26 protein-coding genes and 1 pseudogene are annotated in these 24,205 nt (G+C 62.2%); 17 read left to right on the plus strand and 10 right to left on the minus strand.

The annotated features are described in order from the left end of the window. From AC1DZY_RS25815 to AC1DZY_RS25830, 4 genes are all read left to right on the plus strand, one after another. Nucleotides 1-76, plus strand: a 76-nt coding sequence (locus AC1DZY_RS25815; protein ID WP_476823037.1) for an ATP-binding protein, incomplete at its 5' end; no start/stop codon positions are given. A gap of 241 nt (nt 77-317) precedes the next feature. Beyond that, nucleotides 318-902: an SAM-dependent methyltransferase gene (locus AC1DZY_RS25820; RefSeq protein ID WP_476823012.1), complete on the plus strand. Its 585-nt coding sequence runs from the start codon at nt 318-320 to the stop codon at nt 900-902. After that, nucleotides 899-1,750 carry a glycosyltransferase family 2 protein gene (locus AC1DZY_RS25825; protein ID WP_476823013.1) on the plus strand — a complete coding sequence of 284 codons (852 nt, stop codon included), beginning with the start codon at nt 899-901 and terminating at the stop codon, nt 1,748-1,750. The genes AC1DZY_RS25820 and AC1DZY_RS25825 overlap by 4 nt, the downstream gene beginning before the upstream one ends. A 71-nt stretch (nt 1,751-1,821) precedes the next feature. Further along, nucleotides 1,822-2,067 (plus strand): hypothetical protein, encoded by a 246-nt coding sequence (locus AC1DZY_RS25830; protein ID WP_476823014.1) that lies wholly within the window; start codon nt 1,822-1,824, stop codon nt 2,065-2,067. 416 nt (nt 2,068-2,483) lie between these two features. Here the strand turns inward: AC1DZY_RS25830 and AC1DZY_RS25835 are convergent, their stop codons facing one another. From AC1DZY_RS25835 to AC1DZY_RS25855, 5 genes are all read right to left on the minus strand, one after another. After that, nucleotides 2,484-3,977 (minus strand): PAS domain S-box protein, encoded by a 1,494-nt coding sequence (locus AC1DZY_RS25835; protein ID WP_476823015.1) that lies wholly within the window; start codon nt 3,975-3,977, stop codon nt 2,484-2,486. A gap of 213 nt (nt 3,978-4,190) precedes the next feature. After that, nucleotides 4,191-4,544: a hypothetical protein gene (locus AC1DZY_RS25840; RefSeq protein WP_476823016.1), complete on the minus strand. Its 354-nt coding sequence runs from the start codon at nt 4,542-4,544 to the stop codon at nt 4,191-4,193. 22 nt (nt 4,545-4,566) lie between these two features. Next, entirely contained in the window at nt 4,567-5,283 is a 717-nt protein-coding gene (locus AC1DZY_RS25845) for a Crp/Fnr family transcriptional regulator (RefSeq protein WP_476823017.1), read from the minus strand. A gap of 133 nt (nt 5,284-5,416) precedes the next feature. Further along, nucleotides 5,417-5,656 (minus strand): DUF6894 family protein, encoded by a 240-nt coding sequence (locus AC1DZY_RS25850; protein ID WP_476823018.1) that lies wholly within the window; start codon nt 5,654-5,656, stop codon nt 5,417-5,419. 28 nt (nt 5,657-5,684) lie between these two features. Beyond that, a complete protein-coding gene (locus AC1DZY_RS25855) occupies nt 5,685-6,410 on the minus strand; it encodes a Crp/Fnr family transcriptional regulator (protein ID WP_476823019.1) in 726 nt (241 codons plus the stop codon). A gap of 515 nt (nt 6,411-6,925) precedes the next feature. Between AC1DZY_RS25855 and AC1DZY_RS25860 the strand changes: the two genes are divergently transcribed. The 4 genes from AC1DZY_RS25860 to ku (AC1DZY_RS25875) all read left to right on the plus strand — a co-directional run bounded on the left by AC1DZY_RS25860 (nt 6,926) and on the right by ku (AC1DZY_RS25875) (nt 10,118). Next, complete coding sequence (locus tag AC1DZY_RS25860; protein ID WP_476823020.1) at nt 6,926-7,573, plus strand: alpha/beta hydrolase family protein; 648 nt, start codon at nt 6,926-6,928, stop codon at nt 7,571-7,573. Continuing rightward, entirely contained in the window at nt 7,570-8,388 is an 819-nt protein-coding gene (gene xth, locus AC1DZY_RS25865) for an exodeoxyribonuclease III (protein ID WP_476823021.1), read from the plus strand. The genes AC1DZY_RS25860 and xth overlap by 4 nt, the downstream gene beginning before the upstream one ends. Before the next feature lies 1 nt (nt 8,389). Beyond that, a complete protein-coding gene (locus tag AC1DZY_RS25870; RefSeq protein WP_476823022.1) occupies nt 8,390-8,824 on the plus strand; it encodes a DUF1810 domain-containing protein in 435 nt (144 codons plus the stop codon). 457 nt (nt 8,825-9,281) lie between these two features. Next, the gene (gene ku, locus AC1DZY_RS25875) at nt 9,282-10,118 is read left to right on the plus strand and encodes a non-homologous end joining protein Ku (RefSeq protein WP_476823023.1); all 837 of its coding nucleotides are present in this window, start codon (nt 9,282-9,284) and stop codon (nt 10,116-10,118) included. Here ku (AC1DZY_RS25875) and ku (AC1DZY_RS25880) read toward each other — a convergent pair whose 3' ends face one another. From ku (AC1DZY_RS25880) to AC1DZY_RS25890, 3 genes are all read right to left on the minus strand, one after another. Beyond that, nucleotides 10,119-10,907 (minus strand): non-homologous end joining protein Ku, encoded by a 789-nt coding sequence (gene ku, locus AC1DZY_RS25880; RefSeq protein ID WP_476823024.1) that lies wholly within the window; start codon nt 10,905-10,907, stop codon nt 10,119-10,121. It lies immediately after the preceding gene. A 73-nt stretch (nt 10,908-10,980) separates the two neighbouring features. Beyond that, the gene (gene ligD, locus AC1DZY_RS25885) at nt 10,981-13,629 is read right to left on the minus strand and encodes a DNA ligase D (protein WP_476823025.1); all 2,649 of its coding nucleotides are present in this window, start codon (nt 13,627-13,629) and stop codon (nt 10,981-10,983) included. A 40-nt stretch (nt 13,630-13,669) separates the two neighbouring features. After that, a complete protein-coding gene (locus AC1DZY_RS25890) occupies nt 13,670-14,041 on the minus strand; it encodes a hypothetical protein (protein ID WP_476823026.1) in 372 nt (123 codons plus the stop codon). On the opposite strand from AC1DZY_RS25890, the gene AC1DZY_RS25895 reads away from it, so the two are divergent. From AC1DZY_RS25895 to AC1DZY_RS25930, 8 genes are all read left to right on the plus strand, one after another. Continuing rightward, complete coding sequence (locus AC1DZY_RS25895) at nt 14,031-16,112, plus strand: ATP-dependent helicase (RefSeq protein WP_476823027.1); 2,082 nt, start codon at nt 14,031-14,033, stop codon at nt 16,110-16,112. The genes AC1DZY_RS25890 and AC1DZY_RS25895 overlap by 11 nt on opposite strands. A gap of 606 nt (nt 16,113-16,718) precedes the next feature. Then, on the plus strand, nt 16,719-17,471 hold the full coding sequence (locus AC1DZY_RS25900; RefSeq protein WP_476823028.1) for a DNA polymerase III subunit epsilon: 753 nt from the start codon (nt 16,719-16,721) through the stop codon (nt 17,469-17,471). 87 nt (nt 17,472-17,558) lie between these two features. Then, nucleotides 17,559-18,200, plus strand: a complete 642-nt coding sequence (locus AC1DZY_RS25905; RefSeq protein WP_476823029.1) for a hypothetical protein — start codon at nt 17,559-17,561, stop codon at nt 18,198-18,200. Between the two features lie 730 nt (nt 18,201-18,930). Continuing rightward, nucleotides 18,931-19,191, plus strand: a complete 261-nt coding sequence (locus AC1DZY_RS25910) for a hypothetical protein (protein WP_476823030.1) — start codon at nt 18,931-18,933, stop codon at nt 19,189-19,191. A 43-nt stretch (nt 19,192-19,234) separates the two neighbouring features. Continuing rightward, nucleotides 19,235-19,792, plus strand: coding sequence for a hypothetical protein (locus tag AC1DZY_RS25915; RefSeq protein WP_476823031.1), 558 nt, complete (start codon nt 19,235-19,237; stop codon nt 19,790-19,792). Nucleotides 19,793-20,054: 262 nt separating this feature from the next. Continuing rightward, complete coding sequence (locus tag AC1DZY_RS25920) at nt 20,055-20,681, plus strand: hypothetical protein (RefSeq protein ID WP_476823032.1); 627 nt, start codon at nt 20,055-20,057, stop codon at nt 20,679-20,681. A gap of 227 nt (nt 20,682-20,908) precedes the next feature. Next, nucleotides 20,909-21,148, plus strand: a complete 240-nt coding sequence (locus AC1DZY_RS25925; protein WP_476823033.1) for a hypothetical protein — start codon at nt 20,909-20,911, stop codon at nt 21,146-21,148. Between the two features lie 332 nt (nt 21,149-21,480). Continuing rightward, the gene (locus AC1DZY_RS25930) at nt 21,481-21,909 is read left to right on the plus strand and encodes a BLUF domain-containing protein (protein WP_476823034.1); all 429 of its coding nucleotides are present in this window, start codon (nt 21,481-21,483) and stop codon (nt 21,907-21,909) included. A 646-nt stretch (nt 21,910-22,555) separates the two neighbouring features. On the opposite strand, the gene AC1DZY_RS25935 is transcribed toward AC1DZY_RS25930, so the two are convergent. Then, the gene (locus tag AC1DZY_RS25935; RefSeq protein WP_476823035.1) at nt 22,556-22,963 is read right to left on the minus strand and encodes a hypothetical protein; all 408 of its coding nucleotides are present in this window, start codon (nt 22,961-22,963) and stop codon (nt 22,556-22,558) included. A 115-nt stretch (nt 22,964-23,078) separates the two neighbouring features. Here AC1DZY_RS25935 and AC1DZY_RS25940 point away from each other — a divergent pair, with 115 nt between their 5' ends. After that, complete coding sequence (locus AC1DZY_RS25940) at nt 23,079-23,417, plus strand: DUF2383 domain-containing protein (protein ID WP_476823036.1); 339 nt, start codon at nt 23,079-23,081, stop codon at nt 23,415-23,417. A 156-nt stretch (nt 23,418-23,573) separates the two neighbouring features. On the opposite strand, the pseudogene AC1DZY_RS25945 reads toward AC1DZY_RS25940, so the two are convergent. Further along, nucleotides 23,574-24,205: pseudogene (locus AC1DZY_RS25945) on the minus strand (IS5 family transposase); the annotation flags it as partial.

The following is a 24,205-nucleotide window of genomic DNA, read 5'->3' on the forward strand; positions in this document are numbered from 1 at the left end:
GCTCGATCGGCTGACCCATCACTGCGACATCATCGAGACCGGCAACGAGAGCTGGCGCTTCAAAAACCGAGCCTGACAACGTCATCCTCCGTCGCGCACTGGACGCCGAAATCGCCCCGGCCGAGCAACCCCGACCAGCTCAGCCGGGGCGACATCGGCACGTCCGAGCAGGTCCCAAGGGGGCTGACATTCAACGCGATAAGAGGGCTGAGCTTCAACGCGATTTGACAGCCCGGCCTTCGGCGAGGGCTTCAGGCTTCCCTCCTGGCAGCTGCGGATGGCCGATCGCGATCGGCTCTACCTTCGAAAGGCCTGCCATGTCGTCGGGTAAGTCTCTCCCAGCGAGCTATTTCGAGGGCATCTTCGCGCAGGATGCCGATCCCTGGGATCTGGCGTCGAGTGCGTATGAAGCCGACAAGCACGCTGCGACGATCGCGGCGCTCGGCGGGCGGCGCTATCGAAACGCGCTGGAGATCGGCTGCGCAGGGGGCGTTCTGACCCGCCGGCTCTCGGCCTGGTGCGACAGTCTGCTCGCAATCGACATCAGCGGATCGGCCCTGTCGCAGGCGCAAAACCGCTGCAGCGACCTCGACAACGTTTCCTTCCGGGAATGCGACTACCCTCGCTGGTCGGAGGCCGTGAACGGCTTCGATCTGATCGTCGTCTCCGAGGTCGCCTATTACTGGGCTTGCGACGATCTCGTCGCGGCCGCCGACCGACTGCGGTCGACGCTCCAACAGGGCGGAGATCTCATCCTGGTGCACTGGATCGGCGCAACTGACTATCCTCAGACAGGGGACGATGCGACGGAGAGCTTGCGGAACGCGCTTGCAGACAGCGTCTTGCCGATCGCCTCGAAGCAAACCGAGTCTTACCGGCTTGATCTCTGGAGGCGGACATGAGCGCCGTCAGCGTCCTGACGATCGTGAAAGGCCGCGCCGGTCATCTGCGGCAGCTTGTCGCCGGCTTGAGCCGGAGCACTTGTGCGCCGGCCGAGCTCGTCATCGTCGATATGAGCACGCCGCCGCTCGACATTCCCGAGGCGAGCTTTCCCATCACCGTCATCCAACTGCCGGACGTGGGCTTGCCGCTCGCCAAAGCCCGCAACCTCGCGGCGCGTCCAGCAACGTCCGATGTCCTCGTCTTCCTCGATGTGGATTGCATTCCCGCGCGCGACCTTCTTTCGCGCCTTAGGCATGCAGTCGACGGCCGTGATGCCTTGATCTGCGCCGACATCAGATATCTCCCGGCGAGGGGCGCAGACTGCGTCTGGACAGACGCCGAGATGCACGAGGCCGGGATCGCTCACCCCGCCCGGAACTTCCCGGACGAGGGGCTGCGGATCGAATCCAATCCGGGCCTTTTCTGGTCGCTTGCCTTCGGCATCCGGCGATCCGCGTTCGAACGCCTCGGAGGCTTCGACGAGCGCTTCAGCGGCTATGGCGCAGAGGACACCGATTTCGGATTTCGCGCCCAGGCGGCGGAACTCCCGCTGATGTTCTTGGGTGGTGCCGGCGCTTTCCATCAACATCACAGCGTCTGCGATCCGCCCCTTCAGCATTTCGACGACATCGTCCGCAATGCCCGCGTCTTCCACGCGATCTGGCGCATCTGGCCGATGGACGGCTGGCTAGGACGGTTCAGCGACCTCGGGCTCATCACGCTCCATCCCGACCGGATAGAGCATCTCAGGCCACCGACCGATTGGGAGCTCGCCGCAGCCGAAAGGCCGGAAGAAGTTCGGTTTTAGTCAGAGTCGCGGACCGTCGATGATCGGCTTCGGCATGGGCGCGGCAGCGCCTCAGCAAGGAGAATGGACTGATGACGATAAGGGATCGAAGCGAGTACGAGGCGGCGGCCGGCCGCGCTCACGCGCTCGGCGATGCCCCAGAGGGGTCGCCGCACGCAGATGAGCTCGCACATTTGATTGTCGAATTGAAAGCCTGGGATGAGGGGGGCGAGGGAGGCCTCTCTCACGGGCCCGAGGCGGTCGAGGGACTGAATCGCCCCGATAACTGGACGGTGTCGGGTCTGCCGGGGAATATCGGTAAACTGCGCAAGGGCTGACCCCGGTCTAGTCGCTCAGAATTGGCCAACAGCGCGCCTGCGCTCACCAGCACTGACGGAGGATCGACGGTTTGCCATAGAACGCCGCCGATTGGTCTCGCGTGGCGAACTGGACCCGCAGGTTCGTGTTTCCGCCTATGCCTTGGTTCTTTTTCACCACCGACGACGCCGTCACCTCGATGCGGATGAAGATTCTGTGGAGTTTCCATCGCAGGCGGTCGCCTTCGAGGCGTTGTGAGGCGCTGCGCGATATGGCGCATGGATTTACTCCTCTTCGATCTCGACCGGTTTTGAGCCCGACTGTGCTCGATGAAATGGGGCCGAAAATGATGAGGTATGATGGAAAATCGATGGGACGTGTGAACCAGGTGGTTGCGGTCTCCGTTTAATCAATCAGACACGTGCGCGAACACGTGTCAGACGCCCGCGGCATTGGCGTCGTTGGTTTGCATGATCCGCGTCTGCATGTGCTTTTCAGGAATGGTCAGCGTCCACGTCACGCCAGCGCTTGCATACTCCAAATCCACGACGCCATCGACGCTCGAGGCCGCCATCCGATCCAGGACCATGCTGCCGAAGCCGGTCCGCGACGGTGCGACGACAGGTGGTCCGCCCTGTTCGATCCATGTGACGGCCAAGGCGCCATCGGCTTGGACAACCCACGCGACACAGACCTTCCCCGCAGCCACTGACAAAGAGCCGTATTTGAGCGCATTAGTGGCGAGTTCATGCAGGGCCAGACCGACGCTTTGAACCGCGTCAGCCGAGAGTGTGACGTCGGGGCCTGATAGCGTGATGCGTCCTTCGCCCAGATCAAAGACCTCGAGTTGGGTCGCGACGAGCTCACGCAAGTCCCCGCCAATCCAGTCCTGGCGCACGAGGATGTCCTGGGTGGCGGCAATTCCCTGCAAGCGCTGCGTGAACCTTGTCTTGAAATCGGCGAGCGTCTCGACCGATCGTATCGTCTGACCTGCGATGCCTTGGATCACGGCAAGCAGGTTCTTCGAGCGATGTGCCAATTCGGCGAGGAGGAAGCGCTGACGTTCCTGCGCGGAACGGCGCTCGGAAATGTCGCGGTAGACGGAAACCAGATGTAGCGGCGAGCCATCTACGTCCAGAACAAGGGAGGCCGTCTGACCGATCCATATGTCTGAACCGTCTCGACGCCGATACGGTATCTCGAAAGCCACGTTCGCGATCTCGCGCGCAAGGAGGCGGCGCAGCTCCCCTTGTTCGCGTTCCCGTTCTGCGGGATCGACAAATTCGCCAGCGGTGCGACCGACCAAATCCCCCTCGGGATACTGCAACAAGTCGCAAAGACGTTGGTTGACCTTGAGCCATGTCCCAGTGAGGTCGGCGTAGGCCATGCCGACTGCAGCATTCTCGAAGAGGCTGCGGAATCGCGCTTCGCTTTCCCGCAAGGCCAGTTCGGTCACCTTGCGGTCGGATATGTCGGCCATGATGCTAACGAGGCGGATGGGTCTGCCTGCATCGTCCCTTTCCAGGACGCGCCCGCGACCCGACAGCCAGACGACGGTTCCCGAAGGTCGCTTGATCCTGTACTCGGCCGAAAACGAATCGCAGGTCTGAGCCTGGTGGCGCAATTCCAGCGCGAGGTCACGATCATCGGGATGGATTGCGGCCATCCATTCGTCGTCGGGGCCACCGACGCGCCCCTTTCCATCAGGCAGATCAAGGCCAAATAGCGCCATGCCCTCCGACGTCCAGATCCTTAGTCCGGAGCGCAGGTCGGTTTCCCAACTGCCAAGGTTGCCAGCTTGGAGGGCTGCCCTGTAGGACGCCTCGCTCTCGACCAACGCCTGTACCGAATCGGGGTGTAAAGCGCCACGACCCGGCTCGATATCGACGGGCGTCTCCGATTGACTTTCGCTCAACGGCGCAAGCGGCATGGTCTTCCCCCGAAGGCCGACCGGTTACTGTGCTGGTCGCCGAAACCATCTGCAGACGGGATGGGCTCGTCAAGGCTCTCCGTTGCCATGCCATCGATGGAGCGCCATCCACGCGAATGACGCAATCGGTCGAGCCGATAATCCGGGGGTCCGGATGTCAGCTCCAACATAGACTTACGCCTAAAGCTTCCCGGCGACCGTCGGCCTTCGGGATCAATGCAGTTGCAAACGTTGTCTTCCCATCGTCGATGCGAGCGATTTCATCGACTCCTGTCGGGCGAGGCGCCCTGCACTGGCAGCGCAGGCGAGGAGGAAAGCGCGCCGACTTGCCAAATCATCCTGGCGACGCTCGCATGCCAACCAATCACGAAAGGCCGCCAACCTGACCGGCATGAGCTGGACAGCGCGGCCTTGGCTCCGCGCAACTGCAATCGCCTTATCCGCCCCTCGCCGCCATGCGCGATAGGCTTGTGCGGCTGTGCCGGCTCGGAGGTTCGCCAAGACAGCGAATTCGCTCTCGGCATACCAGGGTATGACCGTCGACGGATGATCACTGTTCGATTTCATCACATCCTCCTCAGCTGATGTCTCAAGACAGCTCGATGCCCTTACGCAATCGATGCGGCTGAAGCGCGGTTATCATGGGCGCACTCGTCGTCGCAGCCCGCCGGCCGCCCGTTGCGAAGGATCGCAAGCCCTTCCTGTTCAGGACGTCGATCCGGCCGCGCTTTGAGCGGATCAGCATTTGTCCTTCGAGCACATGCAAGGCCACCGTCACGCCGGATCTGCGAACGCCGAGGGCCTCCGCGATCCGCTCATGAGTCACAGGCAGGACATCGTCATCGAGCGCGCGCCGGCAAAGCAAAATCCACCTTGCGACACGCTGCTCCAGCGACGAGGCAAGCGCTCCCGCTGCTTCGGAGAGATAGCGCCCCATGGCGTGCATCGCGTAGATCGAAAGCCGGTCGCGAAAGGATGGATCGTCACGCATCAGCCGACGCAGGACGTCCGACGTCACCCGCACGAACACGCCCTTCCGCAGCACCGTCGCGACGACGACCGGGAAGTCGGGAACGAACAGGCCTTGGAGGCTGATCGCGTCGCCCCGTCGCGCAAATCCAACCTGGCAGCGCGCGTCGTCACGCGACAAGATCAGCGTCGCGACACCATCGAGCGGAAAGTAGATCGCGCCTTCACGTTCGAGAGCGGCGCCATCCGACAAGCGAATGCGGGATGCGATCGGCAAAAGTCGATCGACAAGGCTGTCTTGGAATTCGGTAGTATCCCCCCCATCGACGGCATGCATGGAAGCCTCCTTTGGGAATGGCAACCATAGCAGGCGGTCGAGTTGGCGCACTAACGTAGGTTAGCGAGGCTGCGACTGGGCGTCGAAGCCGCGCGAGTGGCGCGGTTACATATGGGAGCTCTCTGCGACCGCGCTACTGCCGGTCGGTCACGTCAAGCAGAGATAGCTTGACCGCATACACCACGGCTCCAGCAAGATCACGAACCGAAGCCGTCATATCGCGGTCCCCGCCCTCGTGAACGTAATCGCGCGCCATGTCGCTCACGGCCTGAAGGGCCTCGGTGCGCGCCATCGCCTCTGTGAGGTAGTCGGCGCCGACCTGGTCGGCCAAGGAGACCACGCCGTTCGACGTATCGATGAAGTATCTTGTCACGGGAGCATCCTCTCTCACCATGAACGCGCTAACGCGGCTCGTGGAACAGGTTGAGGTAGGTTTCGTCGAAATCCGACAGAGCGGCCAGCTTGGCGAAGTCATGGATCTCGACGCGATGGCCATCCCAATCGACAAGACCCAATGCGCGCAGCTCCTGAAGCGTTCGGTTGACGTGCACTGCCGAGAGCCCGATCACATCTGCCAGCTCCCCTTGTGTCAACGTGAAGGGAAAGCCGCTTGGCGAGGCGAGACCAACGATGTTCATCCGAACCCAGAGCTCGCAGAATTGATGGGCCATATGCTGCAGCGCGGTGCTGCGGCCCAGGCAAGCTATGCCCGCGCGCTGGATCGCGCCGTCGATCGTGGTGAGCAGCCAGAAGAGACGGCCTAAATGCGGTGAAGCGTCGATCACTCTGCGGATGTCGGCATGCGGCACAAACACGACGCTCGTGTCCGTCAACGACACAACGCCGTGGTCCATGCGCTTCAGGGTGAAGCTATGCAGGTCAATGAAGTCACCTGCAATGTGGAGAGCGCTGATCTGGCGCTTCCCGTCGACCGTCATGACCTCGCGCCCTGATATGCCCTCCAGCATCAGACAGCTCTCTGACGGACGGGATTTGGTGCGGACGATTTCTTGGCCGCGTCTGTAGCGCTGCTCGCGCAAGGCGAGTGTGCCAAGGAGCGTTAACTCCGCTTCGGTGACGACGTCTCGTCGCTCAAGTGTCCACAACAGATACTGCAGCCTATCCATAATTGCCCGCCCACACTTTCGTCCAAGCCGGCGCGATTGGCATCCGCCGCTGATATGAACGTTTCTGATCTGTTCCGGACTTGCCGATGTTAATGGGTAGGTCCCGCGGCGGGTGTCAAGGCTAGCCGCTCTGGATCGCAACCTGTCGTCCCACGCGAAGGCGCCGCGTCAGAAGCATATCAAAGTGGACAATTGATATGGAAAACCATTGCGGGTCCGCGCGTTCCCGCAAAGATCGGTAACTCGCCCCAGTCGCCAACGGAACAGGTAAGACCTGCAACAGTTCCGCTCCTGACTTATTCAGGCAGGAGAACCCTAATGGGCAATTTCGACAGCATCAAAAAGACGATCTTTGGCGAGGCAAGAGCCGACACAGCTGCCGCGCCGACCGCCGCTTCAGCGCCCGGCGCCGTCGTCCCACAATCCGGGACAACTACCGCTCCTGCTTCGACGCCGGCAGGCACATCAGTTGCCGGGCACCCGGTGCAGGCCAAGCCCAGTTCCTTGGAGGCGCCATGACAATCTTGATCGACGGTCCAGAGCACGCCAGTACTGCAATCATCCTGGCTCATGGCGCAGGAGCGCCGATGGACTCAGCAACCCTGACTGCGACCGCCGAGGCCTTGGGCGGAGTGGGGTTGAGAGTGGCGCGGTTCGAATTCGGCTACATGGCGAGCAGGCGAACGGCTTCCGGTCGCAAGCCGCCGCCGCGAGCTGAAAAGCTTAACCCGGAGTATATCGCGGCTATCGAAGCGGTCGGCGCGAAAGGGTCGCTCATCATCGGTGGCAAATCGATGGGTGGCCGCGTCGCAAGCATGGTCGCCGATGAACTCCTTGCCGCTGGTCGCATTCGGGGCCTCCTCTGCCTGGGTTATCCCTTCCATCCGCCCGACAAGCCACATCTGGTCCGGACGAAGCACCTCGCCGATTTGAAGACGCCCACGCTCATCGTGCAGGGAACGCGCGATCAGTTCGGCACCCGGGCGGACATCTCCGGGTACCAGCTATCTTCGGCGATCGAGTTCGTCTGGCTTGAGGACGGCGATCATGACTTGAAGCCGCGAAAGCGCATCTCGGGCCTGACTGCGGCCGATCATCTCAAAACCATGGCCGAGGCGGTGTATGACTGGGCCGATCGGATCACCGGTCAACCCAATCGATGAAGATCGCCACCTTCAACGTAAACGGCATCAACGGCCGCCTGTCGGTGCTGCTGCGCTGGTTGCAGGAAGCGCAGCCCGACATCGTCTGTTTGCAGGAGCTGAAAGCGCCAGACGTGCGCTTTCCGAAGCGCGAAATCGAAAAGGCCGGCTACGGCGCGATCTGGCATGGCCAGAAGGCCTGGAACGGTGTCGCAATTCTCGCCCGAGGCCGGGAGCCGATCGAGACTCGGCGCGGCCTTCCCGGCGACCCCGACGACGATCAGAGCCGCTATCTTGAGGCAGCCGTCGACGGCGTGCTGATCGGTTGCCTGTACCTGCCGAATGGCAACCCCGCGCCCGGCCCTAAGCTCGACTACAAGCTGCGTTGGCTAGAGCGACTGACGAGCTACGCGTCCGAACTGCTCGATCTGGATGTACCGATCATGCTCGTCGGTGATTTCAACGTCATCCCGACTGATCTGGACGTCTACAATCCGGCGCGATGGCGAAAGGATGCGCTGTTTCTCCCGGAGGTCCGCAGCGGCTTTCATGCCTTGGCAGGCCAAGGCTGGACCGACGCCGTGCGTGCACTGCATCCCGACGAGCCCATCTACACCTTCTGGGACTACCTGCGGAACGCATGGGGCCGAAACGCCGGGCTGCGCCTGGATCATTTTCTGTTGAGCCCGCAGCTTGCAAAGCGACTCGTTGCTGCCGGCGTCGATCGTGAGGTGCGCGGCCGGGAGAGGGCGAGCGACCACGCTCCGGTCTGGATCGAGGTCGCGGCGACTGCGGTGCCAGCACGACGCCGTTTCTCGACCAGCAGGGGCGCCTGACATGGAACGCGATCCCTTCAACCTGAGCCGGTTCGTGACAGCGCAATCCGCTACCTTCGACATCGCGTTGGCCGAGCTGCACGCCGGCCGCAAGCAGACTCATTGGATGTGGTTCATCTTCCCGCAGCTGCGGGGGCTCGGTCTCTCCGAGACGGCACGAAGCTATGGCGTCACGGGACTGGAGGAAGCGCGCGCGTATCTTGCGCATCCGGTTCTGGCGCCCCGACTAAATCAGGCGACGCGGGCCGTCCCCGCGACGGACGGCCTGAGCTTGCGGCAGATTTTCGGCTCTCCGGACGACCTGAAGTTTCACTCTTCGATGACGATGTTCGCCATAGCATCCTCGCTGAGAGAAAGCCCCTTCCGCGCTGCGCTCGATCGCTGGTTTTCCGGCAGGATGGATGATCGGTCGCTGGCGATCATCGGCGCGCCGTAAAGGAGCGCAGCTTCAAATGGGCTCTCGATCGCCTTATCGTCCGACGTCGGCTCACTCGATGGTCGATCTACTGGATCTGACCTGGCGCGCTCCGGCCGGTTGATGCCTCCCAGTGAGCGGCGTCGACAAAAGGGTTCAGAGCCTGACGAACAGCCTTGGTCAGCTCGACGTCGTCTCTGCCCTCGGTGATGCCGCGGATCACGAGACGATCGATCTAGCCCCGCAAGACAGCCTACAGATCACCCGTTCGCGCGATGGCGGACCCCAGATCTTTCTCGTGCGCGAAGGCCGTCACAAGGAGCCGGCGCCGGCCTGCATTCAGGGCTTTCGCGATGACGGCATCGTCGTTCGGCATCGCAGTGGTTTCTCTCTGGGAAGGCGACTGCCGGTGGAACCATCGACATCGTCAGCTAGTTCCTCGCGAGCGTTGGCTAGGTGACGCGGATGGGGAATGGTCATGGCTCCGCGCGCTGTCTGGAAGGGCGTTCTCAAGATCGCCGAGGTCACCTGCCCGGTGTCTCTCTACACTGCCGCTTCGACCTCGGAGCGCATCTCGTTCCACACCATCAACCGCAAGACCGGCAACCGCGTCCATCGCCAGTTCATCGACGAGGTCTCTGGCAAGCCCGTCGAGACCGAGGATCAGGTCAAAGGCTACGACAAGGGGGACGGCGACTACGTCATCCTCGAACCCGAAGAGATCGCTGCCGCCATTCCCGAAAGCGACAAGACGCTGACCGTCGAGACGTTTCTGCCCTGCGACGAGATCGACGACATCTTCTTCGACAAGCCCTACTACGTCTCGCCCAGCTCGCCCGTCGCCTCCGAGGCTTTCGCGCTCATTCGCGAGGGGATGAAGGGCCAGAAGTCGGCAGCCCTTGCAAGGACGGTCATCTTCCGTCGCATGCGCTCGATCTTGATCCGCCCGCATGGCGATGGGCTGATCGCGACGACCCTGAACTTCGACTACGAGGTGCGCTCGGCGCAGGACGCTTTCAGCGACGTGCCCAAGATCAAGATCGATGACGAGATGCTCGAACTGGCCCAGCACATCATCAAGACGAAGGCCGGCGAGTTCGATCCGAAGGACTTCGACGACCGCTATGAGAGCGCCCTGGCAGAACTCGTCCAGGCGAAGATCGAAGGGCGCAAGATAAAGCCGCAGAAGCGGCCCGAGCCGACCAAGGTGGTCAGCCTGCTCGATGCGCTGCGCGAGAGCGCCAAGAGCGGGTCCGGCAAGAAGGCGGCAAGGGCGCTTGCCGCCAAGGAAGCGCCACGGAAAAAGGCGGGCTGATCACTTCTTGCGAGGCTCGAGACTTCGCTTGAGCGCGTCCATGATGTTTACGACATTGCTCTCACTGACCTGAGGCTTCACGGCCTTCGTCGGCTTGCGGCCCTTCTGCTTGGCCTTGATGATCGCCAACAGTTCGTCCTGGACGGGGTCTTTGGTCAAATCGGGCGACCAGTCCTTCGTCCGGGTCGTGATCAGCTTATCCATGAGCGGCCGAAGATCGGGATCGGGCTCAGCCTCCTTGATCCCGGCGAAATAGTCCTTCTCGGGCCGGACCTCGTCACCATACCGCAGGGTCCAAAGGACGATGCCGTTGTCGCGTGCGTCCAGCAGCACCGCGCGTTCGCGGCGATAGAGCACGACGCGGGAGATACCGACCTTCTTCGTCCGCTTCATCGCTTCCCTAATGACCGAGAAGGCCTCTTCGCCGACCTTGGAGTCGGGCACGAGGTAATGGGGCGCGTCATACCAGATCCAGCCCACCGAGGACCGCGGGGCGAAGGTCTGGATGTCGATCGTACGGGTGCTTTCCAATGCGACGGAATCGAGCTCGTCATCCTCCAGGACAATGTAGTCGTCATCGCCCTTGGGATAGCCCTTGACCTCGTCGTCATCGGCGACGGGCTTGCCGGTGACCGCGTCKACATACCGGCTCTGGATCCGGTTGCCGGTCTTGCGATTTAAAGTATGGAACCGGACCTTCTCGCTCTCGGAGCGTGCCGGGATCATCGCGACCGGGCACGTCACCAGCGACAGCTTGAGGTAGCCCTTCCAGAATGTCCGCTGCGCCATATTGCATCTCCGATTGCCCCGGAGAACGCAGCGTATCGTCTGTTCGTTCCCGCGTCCTCAGACCAAGCAGCTGTCACGCGGCAGCGGCGCGCTTCCCGAGCTTCTTTATCGCATCGCTGATCGATCCCGCAGCATCGTCATAGCCGTCCCAGGCCTTCGTCTTCTTCAAGAGCCCAGGCACCGTCCTGACCGTGAAACGGCTGGGATCGAGATCCGCCTTCACCTGCGACCAGGTCAGCGGCATCGAGGCATGGGCGCCGGGCCGGGCCCGGGGTGAGAGCGGCGCGACGGCTGTCGCCATCCGGTCGTTGCGGAGATAGTCGAGGAAGATGCGGCCGTTGCGGAGACGCTTGGCCATGTTGACGACGTAGCGCGACGGCTCGTCGCTCGCGAGTTCCGCGCAAACCCCCCGCGCGAAGTTCTTGGCGGCCGGCCAGTCGCATGACGCGCGCTTGCCTGATGTCAGCGGCACCACGACGTGGAGGCCCTTGCCACCGGTGGTCTTGCAGAAGCTGACCAGACCGAGCGCGTCGAGCCGCTCGCGCATATCGTTGGCCGCGTCGATCACAGCGCTGAAGGTCACGCCGGGGCCGGGGTCGAGATCGAACACGAGGCGTCCGGGTATCTCGGGAGAGCCCGGCAAACAGTTCCACGGGTGGAGTTCTATGCCCCCGACCTGAGCTGCGGCGGCGAGCGCCTCGATCCGGTCGATCTGCAGATAGGGCTTCCTGTCGCCGGAGACGCGAACGAGCTCGAACAGGTTCGACGTCCCCATTCCGGCGTGCCGCTGAAAGAACGTCTCGCCCTCGATGCCGTCTGGTGTCCGAACGATCGAGCAAGGACGCCCCTGGATGTGGGGCAGCATCCACGCGCCGACGGCTTCGAAATACTCAGCAAGATCCTGCTTCGAGACGGGCCGGTCGTCCTCCGCGTGCGGCCAGAGCGCCTTGTCGGGGTGGCTGATGCCAACCCCCATGACAACTGCCCGGCCGCCGCGTCCGCGCGACCGTAACGGTTTCGGCTCCGGCGTCTCGGCCGCCTCAGGATCGGCCGGCAGGTCAGCCTCGACCTCCTCAGCCGGCTTGTCCTCGCGCAGCCCTTTGAAGGCCGCTTGGCGGACCATGCCGTCGCCGGTCCACCCGGCAAAGGCGATCTCGGCGACGAGCTCGGGCTTCAGCCAGGTCACGCCAGCCTCGCGCGTGGGCGCTCCGATGCCGGTGAAAGGCGACGTCTTGGCGGCCAAGGCCTCGAGCTGGGGCATCAGGGCTTCGATCTTGGACGCGCTGTAGCCGGTGCCGACCCGACCGACATAGACAAAATGCGAGCCCCGGTTAACACCGACCAGAAGCGACTTGAACTTGCCGGCCGTCGTCGACCAGCCTCCAATCACGACCTCATGCCCGGCGCGGCACTTGGCCTTCGTCCACGCGTTGCTTCGCCCGGACACATAGGGCGCATCGGTCGCCTTGGAGACGATGCCCTCCAGTGACAGGCGACAGGCCGATTTCAGGACCGCGTCACCCCCGGTATCGAAGTGCTCGACGTAGCGCAGCATGACGCCATCGGCATGCTCTTCCAGGTAGCTCTTCAGCCGCTCCTTCCTGGCGAGGAGCGGCTCCTTTCGCAGGTCCGCGCTTGCGTCGAAGAGCATGTCAAAGCCGAAGAAGACCAGGTCGTCCGTCTGGTCTTCGGACAGAGCCGCCTGGAGCGCGGCGAAATCCGAGGAGCCATGGTCGTCGAGCGCGACGATCTCGCCGTCGATGATCGCATCAGGCAGACCGGCCGCAGCCTTCGCGACTGCGGCGAACCTGGCCGTCCAATCGAGACCTCTTCGGGTCTTGAGCGTGACGATGCCGCCCTCAATCCTCATTTGGATGCGGTAGCCGTCGAACTTGATCTCGTGGACCCAGTCCCTACCGCTGGCGGGACGTTCGACGCTGCGACAAAGCTGGGGCTCGATGAAGGTGGGGAGAGCGGCGGACTTTTTCGACTTCGGAGCCGTAGGCGGGGGCCGTTTGGGCTTTGAGGGGGGCTTGGCCTGCTGGCCCCGTTCCCGCGCGGCAAGCCCTTTACGACTGTCCCACTCCGCATCGGGTGCAAGAACCTCGTCGCTAAGCATGAAAGGCTTCGGTGACCGGCCCTTGCCAGCGGCGATCGCCGCCATGCTACGTCCTGACGCCACCGACTTATCGTCTGCGAGCACCACGTCGCCACGGCTTTCGACAGCATGCTCGTCGCGGTGCTTGATCAAGAGCCAGTTGGTACGTTTGCCGCCATCGCGGTCACGACGCATGCGGACGAGGACGAAGCTGCCCTGCAGTCGCTCGCCGTCGAGCTGGAATTTCAGCTCGCCCTTCTCGAGCTGCTTCTCGGCGCTCAACTTGCCTTCGGCCTGCCAATGTCCACGGTCCCAAAGCTGGACCGTACCCCCGCCATACTGACCCTTGGGAATTGTGCCCTCGAAGTCTCCGTAAGGCAGAGGATGGTCCTCAACCTCCACGGCCAGGCGCTTGTCGGATGGATCGAGCGATGGACCCTTGGTCACTGCCCAAGAGCGAAATACGCCATCGACTTCCAGGCGGAGATCGTAGTGCAGGCGCGTGGCGTCATGCTTCTGGATCACGAAGCGCAGCCGATTGGACTCGACGACCGAAGCATCGCCATTCGGCTCTTTGGTCTTTTCAAAATCGCGCTTCTCGCGATAGGCCTTCAGCTTTTCCAAGGCACGCCTCCGCCACGCTGTTGAGGTTGCAGTGGCTGGATCAGGACACCATCACGCGATGGTGCGCGGCAGAAGTCGCGAGCCGATCGGCGCGGTTCAAATCCTCCTGCGACCAGGCCGGGATCGGATCTTCCAGTAGCGCCAGCAGAACCTCGCGGTCGATTTCTCCGTTCGCGACGACATTGGCGATAGCCGCTCTGGTCTCGCGCTCTGCGCCAAGTTGCGCCGCGAGGGCGCGGATGAGCCTGTCTCTCGGATCGTTACGCATGACCACTCCCTGTTCAGAAGCAAAACGATGGCGGCCTGTGTCTGTTCCGCTCTCCTCCTTCGCGGTCGAACCAGCCGCCTTGCTCGAAGATCGGAGATTGCGAACAAAACCGGAAACTGGTCGAGTCCTGATCATGCTCGCCACCGATTCGCCGCCGCTTTCCACGACATATCTCGACGCACTGAACCATGCGCAGCGCCGTGCCGTCACCCATGGCGTCGGCAGCAACCGTGCCTCGCCGCTGCTGGTGATCGCGGGCGCCGGCTCCGGCAAGACCAACACGCTGGCCCATCGGGTAGCCCACCTGATCGTGACGGGGGCCGATCCGCGCCGCATTCTGCTGATGACCTTCTCGCGACGGGCCGCTGCCGAGATGACACGCCGCGTCGAGCGCATCGCGCGCAAGGTCATGGGCGATGGAGCGAGCGTGATGACCGATGCACTCAAATGGGCCGGCACCTTCCACGGGCTCGGCGCGCGGATGCTGCGCGACTATGCCGACCAGATTGGGCTCGATCCCGCGTTCACGATCCACGATCGCGAGGACGCTGCCGACCTGATGAACCTCGTTCGCCACGAGCTTGGGTTCTCGAAGACCGAGACCCGCTTTCCGGCAAAGGGCACCTGCCTTGCGATCTACTCGCGCTGCGTCAATGCGGAGACGCCGATCGAGGCCGTTCTGAGCCGATCCTTCCCGTGGTGCGTCGCCTGGGCTGCGGAGCTGCGCGAGCTGTTTTCCGCCTATGTCGAGGCCAAGCAGCGCCAGAATGTGCTCGATTACGACGACCTGCTGCTCTACTGGGCGCAGACCATGGCCGATCCCGATCTCGCCGGCGAGATTGGCGCGCGCTTCGACCATGTCATGGTCGACGAGTACCAGGACACCAACCGGCTGCAATCCTCGATCCTGCTGGCGCTGAAGCCCGACGGACACGGACTGACCGTGGTCGGTGACGACGCGCAGTCGATCTATTCGTTTCGCGCCGCGACGATCCGCAACATCCTCGACTTTCCCGCTGCCTTCTCGCCGTCCTCCGAGATCATCACGCTCGACCAGAACTACCGCTCGACGCAGGCCATCCTCAGCGCCGCCAACGGGGTCATCGACCTCGCGAGCGAGCGCTTCACCAAGAATCTCTGGACTGACCGTGCGACGGGCGCGCCGCCGCAACTGGTCAATGTGCGCGACGAAGCCGACCAGGCCCGCTTCATCGCCGGCCGCGTGCTGGAGAACCGCGAGGCCGGCTCGCCCCTGAAGCAGCAGGCGGTACTGTTTCGGGCCTCGCACCATAGCGGCCCGCTCGAGATCGAGCTGACCCGGCGCAACATCCCTTTCGTCAAGTTCGGCGGGCTGAAGTTCCTCGACGCCGCCCATATCAAGGATCTCCTGGCACTGCTGCGCTTCGTCGAGAACCCGCGCGACAAGGTCGCGGGCTTCCGGCTGATGCAGCTCCTGCCCGGCGTTGGCCCGACCTCAGCGCAGCGCGTGCTGGACCATATCGCGGCAGCGTCCGATCCGATGGAGGCGCTTTCCTCGGCCCCACCGCCGCCACGGGCGGGCGACGATTGGGTGGGATTCCTGGACGCGATCGAAGAGCTGCGCTTGGGTCGAGCCGGCTGGCCCGCCGAAGTCGAGCGGGCGCGGCTGTGGTACGAGCCCCATCTGGAGCGCATGCACGAGGACGCCTCGACGCGACAGGCCGACCTTGTCCAACTCGAACAGATCGCTGGCGGCTATCCCTCGCGCGAACGCTTCCTGACCGAACTGACGCTCGATCCGCCCGACGCCACCAGCGACCAGGCCGGCGTGCCGCTGCTCGACGAGGATTACCTCATCCTCTCGACCATTCATTCGGCCAAGGGGCAGGAGTGGACATCGGTCTTCGTGATGAACGTCGTCGATGGCTGCATCCCGTCCGATCTCGGCGTCGGCACCAGCGACGAGATCGAGGAGGAGCGTCGGCTGTTGTATGTCGCGATGACGCGGGCCAAGGACGATCTGCACCTCATGGTGCCGCAGCGCTTCTTCACGCATGGACAGAGCACGACCGGCGACCGCCACGTCTATGCGGCGCGCACGCGCTTCATCCCCAATGCACTGCTCGGACGGTTCGAGCGCACGGCCTGGCCACTCGCCGCACCGGAAACGGAGCGGGCCGCAAGCGCTGGCCCAAGGATCGACGTCCGAGCCCAGATGCGGGGCATGTGGCGCTGACGGGAGGCTCAGAGGCCGCGTGGACGACGCACCGTTGATCCTGACGCTGCGCTTCGACGAAACCCGCTTCGCGCGTTCGATGCGGAACGCACGCTGCGTTTCCCGCCTGCCTGCAACCATATCCTGGCCCATCTCACATTGTTCACCATCTGCGGGGCGATCGTTATGGTGAAGTCACCGATAGGTTGGCGTCGGTGGCGGCCCGACAGGAACCGTTGCATCTCGTTGTGTCGGCCCTGCGCTTCCTGCTCCAGGGCACGTCCTATGTGATCGACAGCCCAAAGCTGCAGCGCCTTCGGGCCGAGATCCCGGGCCGCCGCTGGTCGACTGACGCGCAGGCCTTTCCGCCAGTATGCCACGATCCAGAGCAAGACCGATGCGGCCACTGCCAAAGCGCTCTTTGAAAAGCTCTCGATATCGCTCTCGCCCTTCGGGGCGAGGACTACGGAATTGTTGCTCTGGCGATACCGTGGCGGGCCTTGGGAGCGCGTGGGCGAGCATCGGTTCACCGGCTCAGCCCTCAGTTCAGGAAGCGCGCCGCGTCGAACCGAGACAGAGCGTCGCTCCTGACTTGTATCGGGCGGTCGCAATGGTGATCTCCAGCCCATGATCACCATGCGCGTCCGCGTCATCGACCTTGAAACCGCGGGAAACGGACCTCACGACGTCTGCGAGATCGGATGGCAAAATGTCTCGCTGGGACCGGACGGCTCATGGCACATCGACGAAGACCGCGGGGCGTTCTTCGTGAACCCCGGCCGGCCTATCTCGCCCGATACCATGGCGGTCCATCACATCCGCGACGTGGATGTCGTTGGCGCGCCGTTCTGGAAGGATATCGCGCCCTCCGTCCTGCGTCCCAAAGGCGGCGTCGTCGCTCTGGCGGCCCATCGCGCAGCGTTCGAACAGCGCTACTGCACGCCCATGCTGAGCGGCGCGGCAAGCTGGATCTGCACCTGGAAATGCGCCTTGCGCCTGTGGCCGCATCTGCCGCGGTTCTCAAACCAGCTCCTGCGCTATCAGCGCATGCCGGACGGGCTCGAGCACGAGATCGGCCTGCCGGCCCATCGCGCCATGCCCGACGCCTATGTCACAGCCCATCACTTGCGCGACATGCTGAACCAGGCCTCGCTGGAGCAACTGCTGTCGTGGAGCTGCCAGCCCGGGCTTCTGCCGCGCGTGCCGTCCGGTCCGGATCGAGGCAAGAGCTGGGACAAGGTCGACCTCGCCGCGCTACGGGACTTGGCACGTAACCGTGACGTCGACTTGCGCTTCAGCGCCGAGACGGAGTTGGCCCGACGCGGCGACATGTCAAATGCACCGCCACCCACAGTGCCGGTGCAGCCGCCGTTGCTGTGAAGCCGTTATGTCCTCGCTGGCGCCCACGTGCCGGAACACGTCCGATCGACTGAGGTTCATCATGCACGTTACCTATTATGAGTTGGCATGATACCTTCCAAGCAGGTTGCTGAAATTTCGCCCGCCCTGGTTGCCGAATGGCCGCTGCCATCGGCGGCGACGCTCGGCTCATCAGTGCGACTGAAAGGGATTGAGCGGGAGGTCCGACGCCGTCTGCCCTGGACGGCACAAAAGTGCGTCGTCGCCGTCGCGGGCGGGATCGTGCTGCGGATGTCCAAGCCCGAGCATGCTTCTTTCACCGCCGCTGCGGTGACCATTGCCAAAGCGCTGGTCGGGATCGAAGCTCTGCCGATCCTCCCGCGCGAGGCGGAAGATATCCTCGCCATGTCTTCGCGTGAGCGTCACAAGTGGTTGAAGGATGGGCGTTTGAAAAGCGACGGAACGCGCACCGTGAAACTGCGTGGTCGCGCCAAGGCCGTGACATTTCACGTCTTCGACCCGCGCCTCATCGAGGAAATCCTTGATGAGGACCGTCCAGTTGTCTGGCGCGAGCACGATGCGCGTGTGGCGGCCGAAAACCGACGGCGCGCGGCCGGCAAAGCGGCTCTGGCGTGCGCCGCCAAGCATCAAGATAGGAAGGTGAGCGAGACCGAAGGCAACATGGACGACGGCGCGCGAGCGCCGTTGGAGGGTTGGGATGTGTTCGCAGCCGACGGTCTCCTCCGTTGAAGCAGACCATGACAACAGCTTGCGCGAGGGAGGTTGCTCGACGCAGGGAGATGGGGCAGGCGCTGCTTCCATAAGATGGCCGGTTGCAGCCGAAAGTTCGTGGGTCCCGAGGATCGAATTGGCCGACCGCCGGTTGACTGGCATGCAGTCGCCAACCGATCTCGGTCCCGATCCCTATATCCTCGTGTTCACGGGAGCCGGATTTCTCATCGCGCTCGTGGCTTGGCTGCCGTTAGCGCTGCAGTGCTTACCCCTGTCCTTACCGATCGTGTGCATAGCGTTGGGAGCAGCCGTCTTCTCGCAGCCTTGGTGCCACCGATCCCCTGCCGAGGCATTATCCCGAGAGGCGTTTCAGATTGAAGTTTCGTCGCGCAGCAGAGGTGGCCGTCAGGTTTTGGCGTAGAACGCCCAAGCGAGCCGAATGCCAAGCGTCGTCTCGAAATGGATATGCGCGTGCCGCGAGATCCCGTCTTCAATTTCCAGCGCATGCTGAACGCAACCGACAGCGAGACGCCCGGCATCACCTGGGGCTCCATCGTTCAGATCGCTTGATTTAGCGAGAGCGGCAACCCGTAGGCGCCTCTTGGCTATTGCGTCTCGCGCCGAGGGCTTTCTCCGTTTTTGTCAGTTCCGCCCAGGGCCGTTTCCATGCTTCTTTCTGCGTGAGCATCATAGGGGTCGATCGATGCCGGACTCTGCCGATATCTGGCCACATCATGTCGAACTCACGATGGAACGGCTCGTCTTCCATGCGGGGCTAACGGAGATCGAGCGTTGGCTTGAGGAATGGGAAATCCCTTATCGCATCRCCTCGACGCCGCTCGACAAGGGCACGCTGAGGGTCTGCCTGGCAGACGAAAGATTCGTCCGGGCGTTCATGAGCAAGTTTGGCGGCCGGCGCATCCCCGATGACGAGATCGAGGCGGCGCTCAACGCCGATTGGGATGACGAAGATCGGTATCAGCGGATGTCAGACGCGTTCGACAAATAGCGAAACCATGAGATGCTCCGCGTTGACGTCTGGGAGCGAAAACATGGGCCATTGGGAGCAGATCGGCAGCGAGAATTTGAAGGAACGCGCGAGAAGGGCTGCGCTTCCGACTTGGCGCAGAACGGTGGCAAGGATCGGCCAATACGCGCTGATCGTGGCCAGCGCGGCTGCAATCGTGTTTTTCGCGTTCCTGGCCATCGCTCCCGCGCGTGCAGGTGCCCTCGACCAAAACAACCCCGATGATATTCTGCTGGGGGACGAAACCCGCCAACGTAAGCTGAACTTCGAGACCGTCAGCGGCCGCCGCCTGAATTTCGCGGACGGGCGATCCTACATCTTTCGGAAGGACTACTCGGCGGCGGTGGTCGGAACGGGCCGGCCTGAAAAGCGTGGGAAATGGTCGCTGATAGCAGGCAACGCGGTCAGCATCGATTTCGAGAATGGCGACGAAGAGCAGATCGTCTTCATCACGATAAGAGGCGAGCCTCATCTTCGATATCTCTACCGCCGAGATTCAGCGATCCAATCGGGCGGGACGATCGGCAAGAACATCCTCCAGAAGGAAATCCTGAGGATCAAGAACGTTGTCAGCGCCAAATAGACCCAGCCGACGAGACGCTGCATGTCTTTCCTGCGATCCAAAAGGTAATAGCACGACTGCCTCCGATATTGCGATGGTCCTTGCACTAGAGGGAAACGCGAAGGCTCTCGGTCGAACCCGCGAGATGCAGACAACCCTGTGGCTTCAGTGTCATGACAGCCACCTCCGCCGAACGTTTGACAGTCCATGTTGTGTTGTCGCCGGCATGCCGAATATGGTTCCACGGGAATAGATGAACGCGAAGAGGTTACAGATGCGTCGGATGGAGAAGACGAGCGCTCTGTGGTTCGCGCTGGGTCTCATCCCCGCGTCCGCACATGCTCAGCCCGCCAATGGCGTCATTCAGTGCGTCGGACCATTCGCCAAAGACGCGAATGAGGGAGCCCTCACGAAGGCTTTTGGCGCAGCGAATGTAAAGCGCGCGGACATCGATGTTGGAGAAGGTGCAACCGAGGCTGGAACCGTAATTTTCCCCAATGATCCGAAACGGCGAATTGAAGTGCTGTGGCATGACTCAGGCAAGCGACAGCGACCAAGCTCAATCACGGTCAACGACAGATCGACCTGGGCGGTAGCGGCGCGGTTTCCAGATCAGCGTCGGATCATGCTCGGCACGTCTCTGGCCGAAGTCGAGGCGATCAACGGCAAGCCGTTTGCCATAAACGGCTTCGGTTGGGACATGGGCGGATTTGCCGTTGGCTGGGAAAGTGGAGCGCTGGAACAGGTCGTCGGGCCTTGCAGCTTGTCGCTTCGCTTCGACCACGATCCCAAAGCCGCAAGCGGAATAGTGGGCAAAGCCTCCGGCGACAGGCCCTTTAAGTCCTCAAGCCCGGCGATGCGCGCCGTGAAGCCGATCGTGTCCTCCATATCGCTGGGCTGGCCAGGGTAGATAGGGGGGCGTGCAGTGCATGCCGGGCCACGGCAAAGCGACGGCAGACAGAGCCAACAAGTTGCCGTCTTTATCGGAGTCGACCGCCCAAGGAACGTACCGTCCAGCTCGACGGCGAGCGCGGCAAAGAGGTCGAGTGTGCCCCACCGCCAATTATGAAAACCGACTCGCGCTCCTGCACGTATTCTACCGCCGCAGATCTGTCTGCGGCGATGGAATTGACTGACATGCCCAATTCTGAAGACGACGGCCCTGACCAATGGCAGGCCATTGGTAATGGCTGGGACTGCTCAATCTGGACGTCGTCAACCCGGGTTCAGGGCCGCATAGCATTTGGCCCGTTCAGGAAGCATGTGGAAATCCAGGTGCCATTTGATAGCGGCTTGCCAGCGACGCGCGCTCAGGCGCAGGCAGAGGTGAAAGGCATCGCTAGCAAAATCGTCGCCGCTTTGGGGCTTGAGCGCTAACGGGTTACGCGGTCACCCAGTTCGTCTTTGAACAGCTGCGAACGTGTAGCCCCTGTCCATCGGCAAATAGGACGCCGTGCCGTGCTGCGCGCTTATCGACCGGGCATGCCTGCTCCAGCTAGGAGAGCCAGTGGCCCTGGTCGATTTTGTCCTTGATCGAAAGCAAGTTTTCGAAGCTGCGGTCGTAGGTACAAGTCAGCTTGGTGTTCGGTTGATCCAAATCGATGCCCAGATTTCTGCGATGATGCGGTTGCGTTCTACGGCAGCGACGACAATCATCTGGCGAAGGGATCACCTACCCCTCAACGAGTCGCTGCGGGAGACAGCAGGCGATGACGATTCACCGGCTTGTTTATCATTCGCACAGCCTGTTTCACCTCTCAGAGGAGGGAGCCCTACATTCAATCCGGAAAGTATTGGCGACCTCAAACAGAAATAACTCAAATCAGAATATCACCGGCTGTCTAATAATTGATCGAAAATGTATTGTTCAAATAATAGAGGGTGATCCTCGAAGGATATTTGATTTATTCAAGAAAATCGAAGTTGATCACCGTCATAAAGACGTTAATCTACTCGATTTCCAGTCCGTTCCTATTCGAAGTTTCGCTGGATGGATTATGGCCGGGTCTGTTAGAACTCATCTCGACGAAGAAATATACAAAGACCATGGCATTGATGGCCCAATTATTCCGCAAAACGTAACGCCATTGGCACTCATCTCCCTCTCGCGAGAGCTATTACGTCACCAACACGCCTGACGAGCGAAAAGCTCGCACGTCGCGCCGACACATCTGTCATGCCTTGGAGGCGGTAAGCGGTAGCAGCGACCTTCGGCGTGTGGCCGACTTGTTAGTCGTCGACCAAGTCAATAAGCAGCGCCGATCAACAGCAGGCTTGTACGATTCGTCGGTCGATTGAGAGCGCCGACCAAATGAAGGTCAGGGACGGGATGTTGAACGGGGCCGCGGCGGGTGCTCGCCATCCGTATCGGCGCGGCCTGTCGTCCCTCTGTGAGTATCGTGCGGCTGGGCGGAAACGGAGCCCAAACAAGATCCGGCTCAGCTTGAACGCCAGGCGAGCTTATTGCAGGTTGCGCGTGCGCCGAAGTGATCAGCGCAATAGCTCCAAAAGCCGCCAGACAAATTGAACGTTTGTCGGAAATGGAAAAGGCCATGCTAACCCTCGCTTTTTGAAGCGCTGCAATATTACAGCCCTTCGAATTAAGAACTCTTCCTCCGCAGATATGTTCCGCCTATCGATCCTCTCGGCAATGTGTTGGCAGGCACTGCGTCAGCCCCGCAGCCATCGCCTCTTGATTCCGTAATAACTGCGTGCTCATCAGTCCGCGCAGCGTCCGTCCGCCTTGTTGGCCCGCTCCTCCGGCTGGGGCGTCGGCCTTTATTCTCAGGCAGTCGTAACGGGGCAATGGCCGCCCTGCGTCGTCAGCTTTTTACCCTTCGCTACCCGGCCCATTAGCGCACGTAACCGCTCCTCGGTCAGCACCCTGCTGCCTTTGAAGTAAATCCCTTCCTTACCGAGAACGGCAGTCCAGCCAGGCGGAGGAAATTCTGTCGGGGAAGGCGCCGACAAGAACGCCGCGCGCTTCTCCGCAATCTGGTCGAATTTCAGGCCGCGCCGCAAATGATCGCTGATAGACTGCGAGTTTGAGTAGCCGGATGCTCCGGCGAAATCTCCCAGAGCATCGAACCGCCTGCCATCAGACAGTTGAACGGCCCTAGCGATCCAGCGATTGAGCGAGATACGGATGCGGCGTTGACGGCCTGAAGCAGCAGGTTGATCGGATGATCTCATAGCGATGAGCTATATGTCAGATCCTCATTAAGTCAGCGGTCGGATCTGCAGAACGGCTTGGAACAGGCCGTCCGATGAAGAATTGAATGCTATCGCCTTTTAATGGTTGCAGCCGATGACCACGACCAGTCTGGAAACTTTTCACACCGCGCTCATCGATGCTCGCGATGGTTACGGCAAGGCACTCGAAAAGGCCCGCGATCCGGATGCGTTGCGGTATTTTCGCGTCCTCGACAGCCTCCATGCCGAGGCACATGCGGACATCGATCGCATGCTAGCATCGCGAGGGGCGGGCCTCGACGAAAGCGGTTCGCTGATGGGCGCCGTGCATAAGGCTGTCGTTTCCGTTCGATCCGCTCTCGAAAGTCTCGACGAACATTCTCTCGGCGCGTTTGCCAACGGCGAAGAGAACAATCTTGAGGTCTATGACCGCGCAATCGTGAGTGCAATGTAGCCGGAGACGGCCAAACGCTCTCAAAGCATCGCGAAGCACTGGCCGCGAAGATCGCAGAAATGAGACAGGTCGTTGAACGCAAAGAAGCCATTGCACGCTAACGGCGAGATCAGCGAAGTTGGCGCAAGGCCCAAGCCTAAAAGTCTGCCCCGAAAGTCATGACGCTCGCGCGATGCGGCGGATGAGGACGATGGCGGCGGCTGCGTAGAGGAAGGCCGTGGCGGAGGCTATGGTGGCTTCGGCGTCCTTCCAGAGCCGTCTGTTTCGGTTGATCCAGGCGAAGAAGCGCTCGACGACCCATCGCCTTGGCTGGACGGCGAAGCCGATCTGATCGGGCTTGCGGCGGACGATCTCGACGGCGATGCGAGTCGCGGTCGCGACGCGCGGGCCTTGGTAGCCGGCGTCCGCGAAGACCTTCTCGATGAAAGGGAACGGGCGGCGCGAGGCTGCCAGCAGCGGGCCCGCCCCGTCGCGGTCCTGCACGCTGGCGGGATGGGCGAAGAGGACGAGGCCCCGCCCGTCGGTGTCGGCGAGGGCGTGGCGCTTGCGGCCCAGGATCTTCTTTCCGGCGTCGTAGCCGCGCGGCCCGCCGGCTTCGTTGGTCTTCACTGACTGTCGATGATGCAGGCGCTCGGCGAGGCCGGCCGACCGCTGCGTTCGCGATCGATCATCAGCAGCGCATGGTTCAGCGCCTCGAACATGCCGCCGTCCCGCCAGGCCGCAAACCAGCGATAAACCGTGCTCTTGGGCGGAAGGTCGCTCGGCAGAAGCCGCCAGGCGACGCCGCC

The sequence above is a fragment of the Allobosea sp. P2_A10 genome (assembly GCF_056405115.1).

Excerpts from the sequence above, each read along its gene's own strand:
- AC1DZY_RS25905 (WP_476823029.1), top strand. The coding sequence starts at position 17,559 with ATGATACCTTCCAAGCAGGTTGCTGAAATTTCGCCCGCCCTGGTTGCC.
- AC1DZY_RS25825 (WP_476823013.1), top strand. The coding sequence starts at position 899 with ATGAGCGCCGTCAGCGTCCTGACGATCGTGAAAGGCCGCGCCGGTCAT.
- AC1DZY_RS25940 (WP_476823036.1), top strand. The coding sequence starts at position 23,079 with ATGACCACGACCAGTCTGGAAACTTTTCACACCGCGCTCATCGATGCT.
- xth (WP_476823021.1), top strand. The coding sequence starts at position 7,570 with ATGAAGATCGCCACCTTCAACGTAAACGGCATCAACGGCCGCCTGTCG.
- AC1DZY_RS25915 (WP_476823031.1), top strand. The coding sequence starts at position 19,235 with ATGGGCCATTGGGAGCAGATCGGCAGCGAGAATTTGAAGGAACGCGCG.
- AC1DZY_RS25895 (WP_476823027.1), top strand. The coding sequence starts at position 14,031 with ATGCTCGCCACCGATTCGCCGCCGCTTTCCACGACATATCTCGACGCA.
- AC1DZY_RS25925 (WP_476823033.1), top strand. The coding sequence starts at position 20,909 with ATGCCCAATTCTGAAGACGACGGCCCTGACCAATGGCAGGCCATTGGT.
- AC1DZY_RS25860 (WP_476823020.1), top strand. The coding sequence starts at position 6,926 with ATGACAATCTTGATCGACGGTCCAGAGCACGCCAGTACTGCAATCATC.
- AC1DZY_RS25930 (WP_476823034.1), top strand. The coding sequence starts at position 21,481 with ATGACGATTCACCGGCTTGTTTATCATTCGCACAGCCTGTTTCACCTC.
- AC1DZY_RS25840 (WP_476823016.1), bottom strand. The coding sequence starts at position 4,544 with ATGAAATCGAACAGTGATCATCCGTCGACGGTCATACCCTGGTATGCC.
- AC1DZY_RS25935 (WP_476823035.1), bottom strand. The coding sequence starts at position 22,963 with ATGAGATCATCCGATCAACCTGCTGCTTCAGGCCGTCAACGCCGCATC.
- ku (WP_476823023.1), top strand. The coding sequence starts at position 9,282 with ATGGCTCCGCGCGCTGTCTGGAAGGGCGTTCTCAAGATCGCCGAGGTC.
- AC1DZY_RS25845 (WP_476823017.1), bottom strand. The coding sequence starts at position 5,283 with ATGCATGCCGTCGATGGGGGGGATACTACCGAATTCCAAGACAGCCTT.
- AC1DZY_RS25870 (WP_476823022.1), top strand. The coding sequence starts at position 8,390 with ATGGAACGCGATCCCTTCAACCTGAGCCGGTTCGTGACAGCGCAATCC.
- AC1DZY_RS25830 (WP_476823014.1), top strand. The coding sequence starts at position 1,822 with ATGACGATAAGGGATCGAAGCGAGTACGAGGCGGCGGCCGGCCGCGCT.
- AC1DZY_RS25835 (WP_476823015.1), bottom strand. The coding sequence starts at position 3,977 with ATGCCGCTTGCGCCGTTGAGCGAAAGTCAATCGGAGACGCCCGTCGAT.
- AC1DZY_RS25900 (WP_476823028.1), top strand. The coding sequence starts at position 16,719 with ATGATCACCATGCGCGTCCGCGTCATCGACCTTGAAACCGCGGGAAAC.
- AC1DZY_RS25855 (WP_476823019.1), bottom strand. The coding sequence starts at position 6,410 with ATGGATAGGCTGCAGTATCTGTTGTGGACACTTGAGCGACGAGACGTC.
- AC1DZY_RS25920 (WP_476823032.1), top strand. The coding sequence starts at position 20,055 with ATGGAGAAGACGAGCGCTCTGTGGTTCGCGCTGGGTCTCATCCCCGCG.
- AC1DZY_RS25820 (WP_476823012.1), top strand. The coding sequence starts at position 318 with ATGTCGTCGGGTAAGTCTCTCCCAGCGAGCTATTTCGAGGGCATCTTC.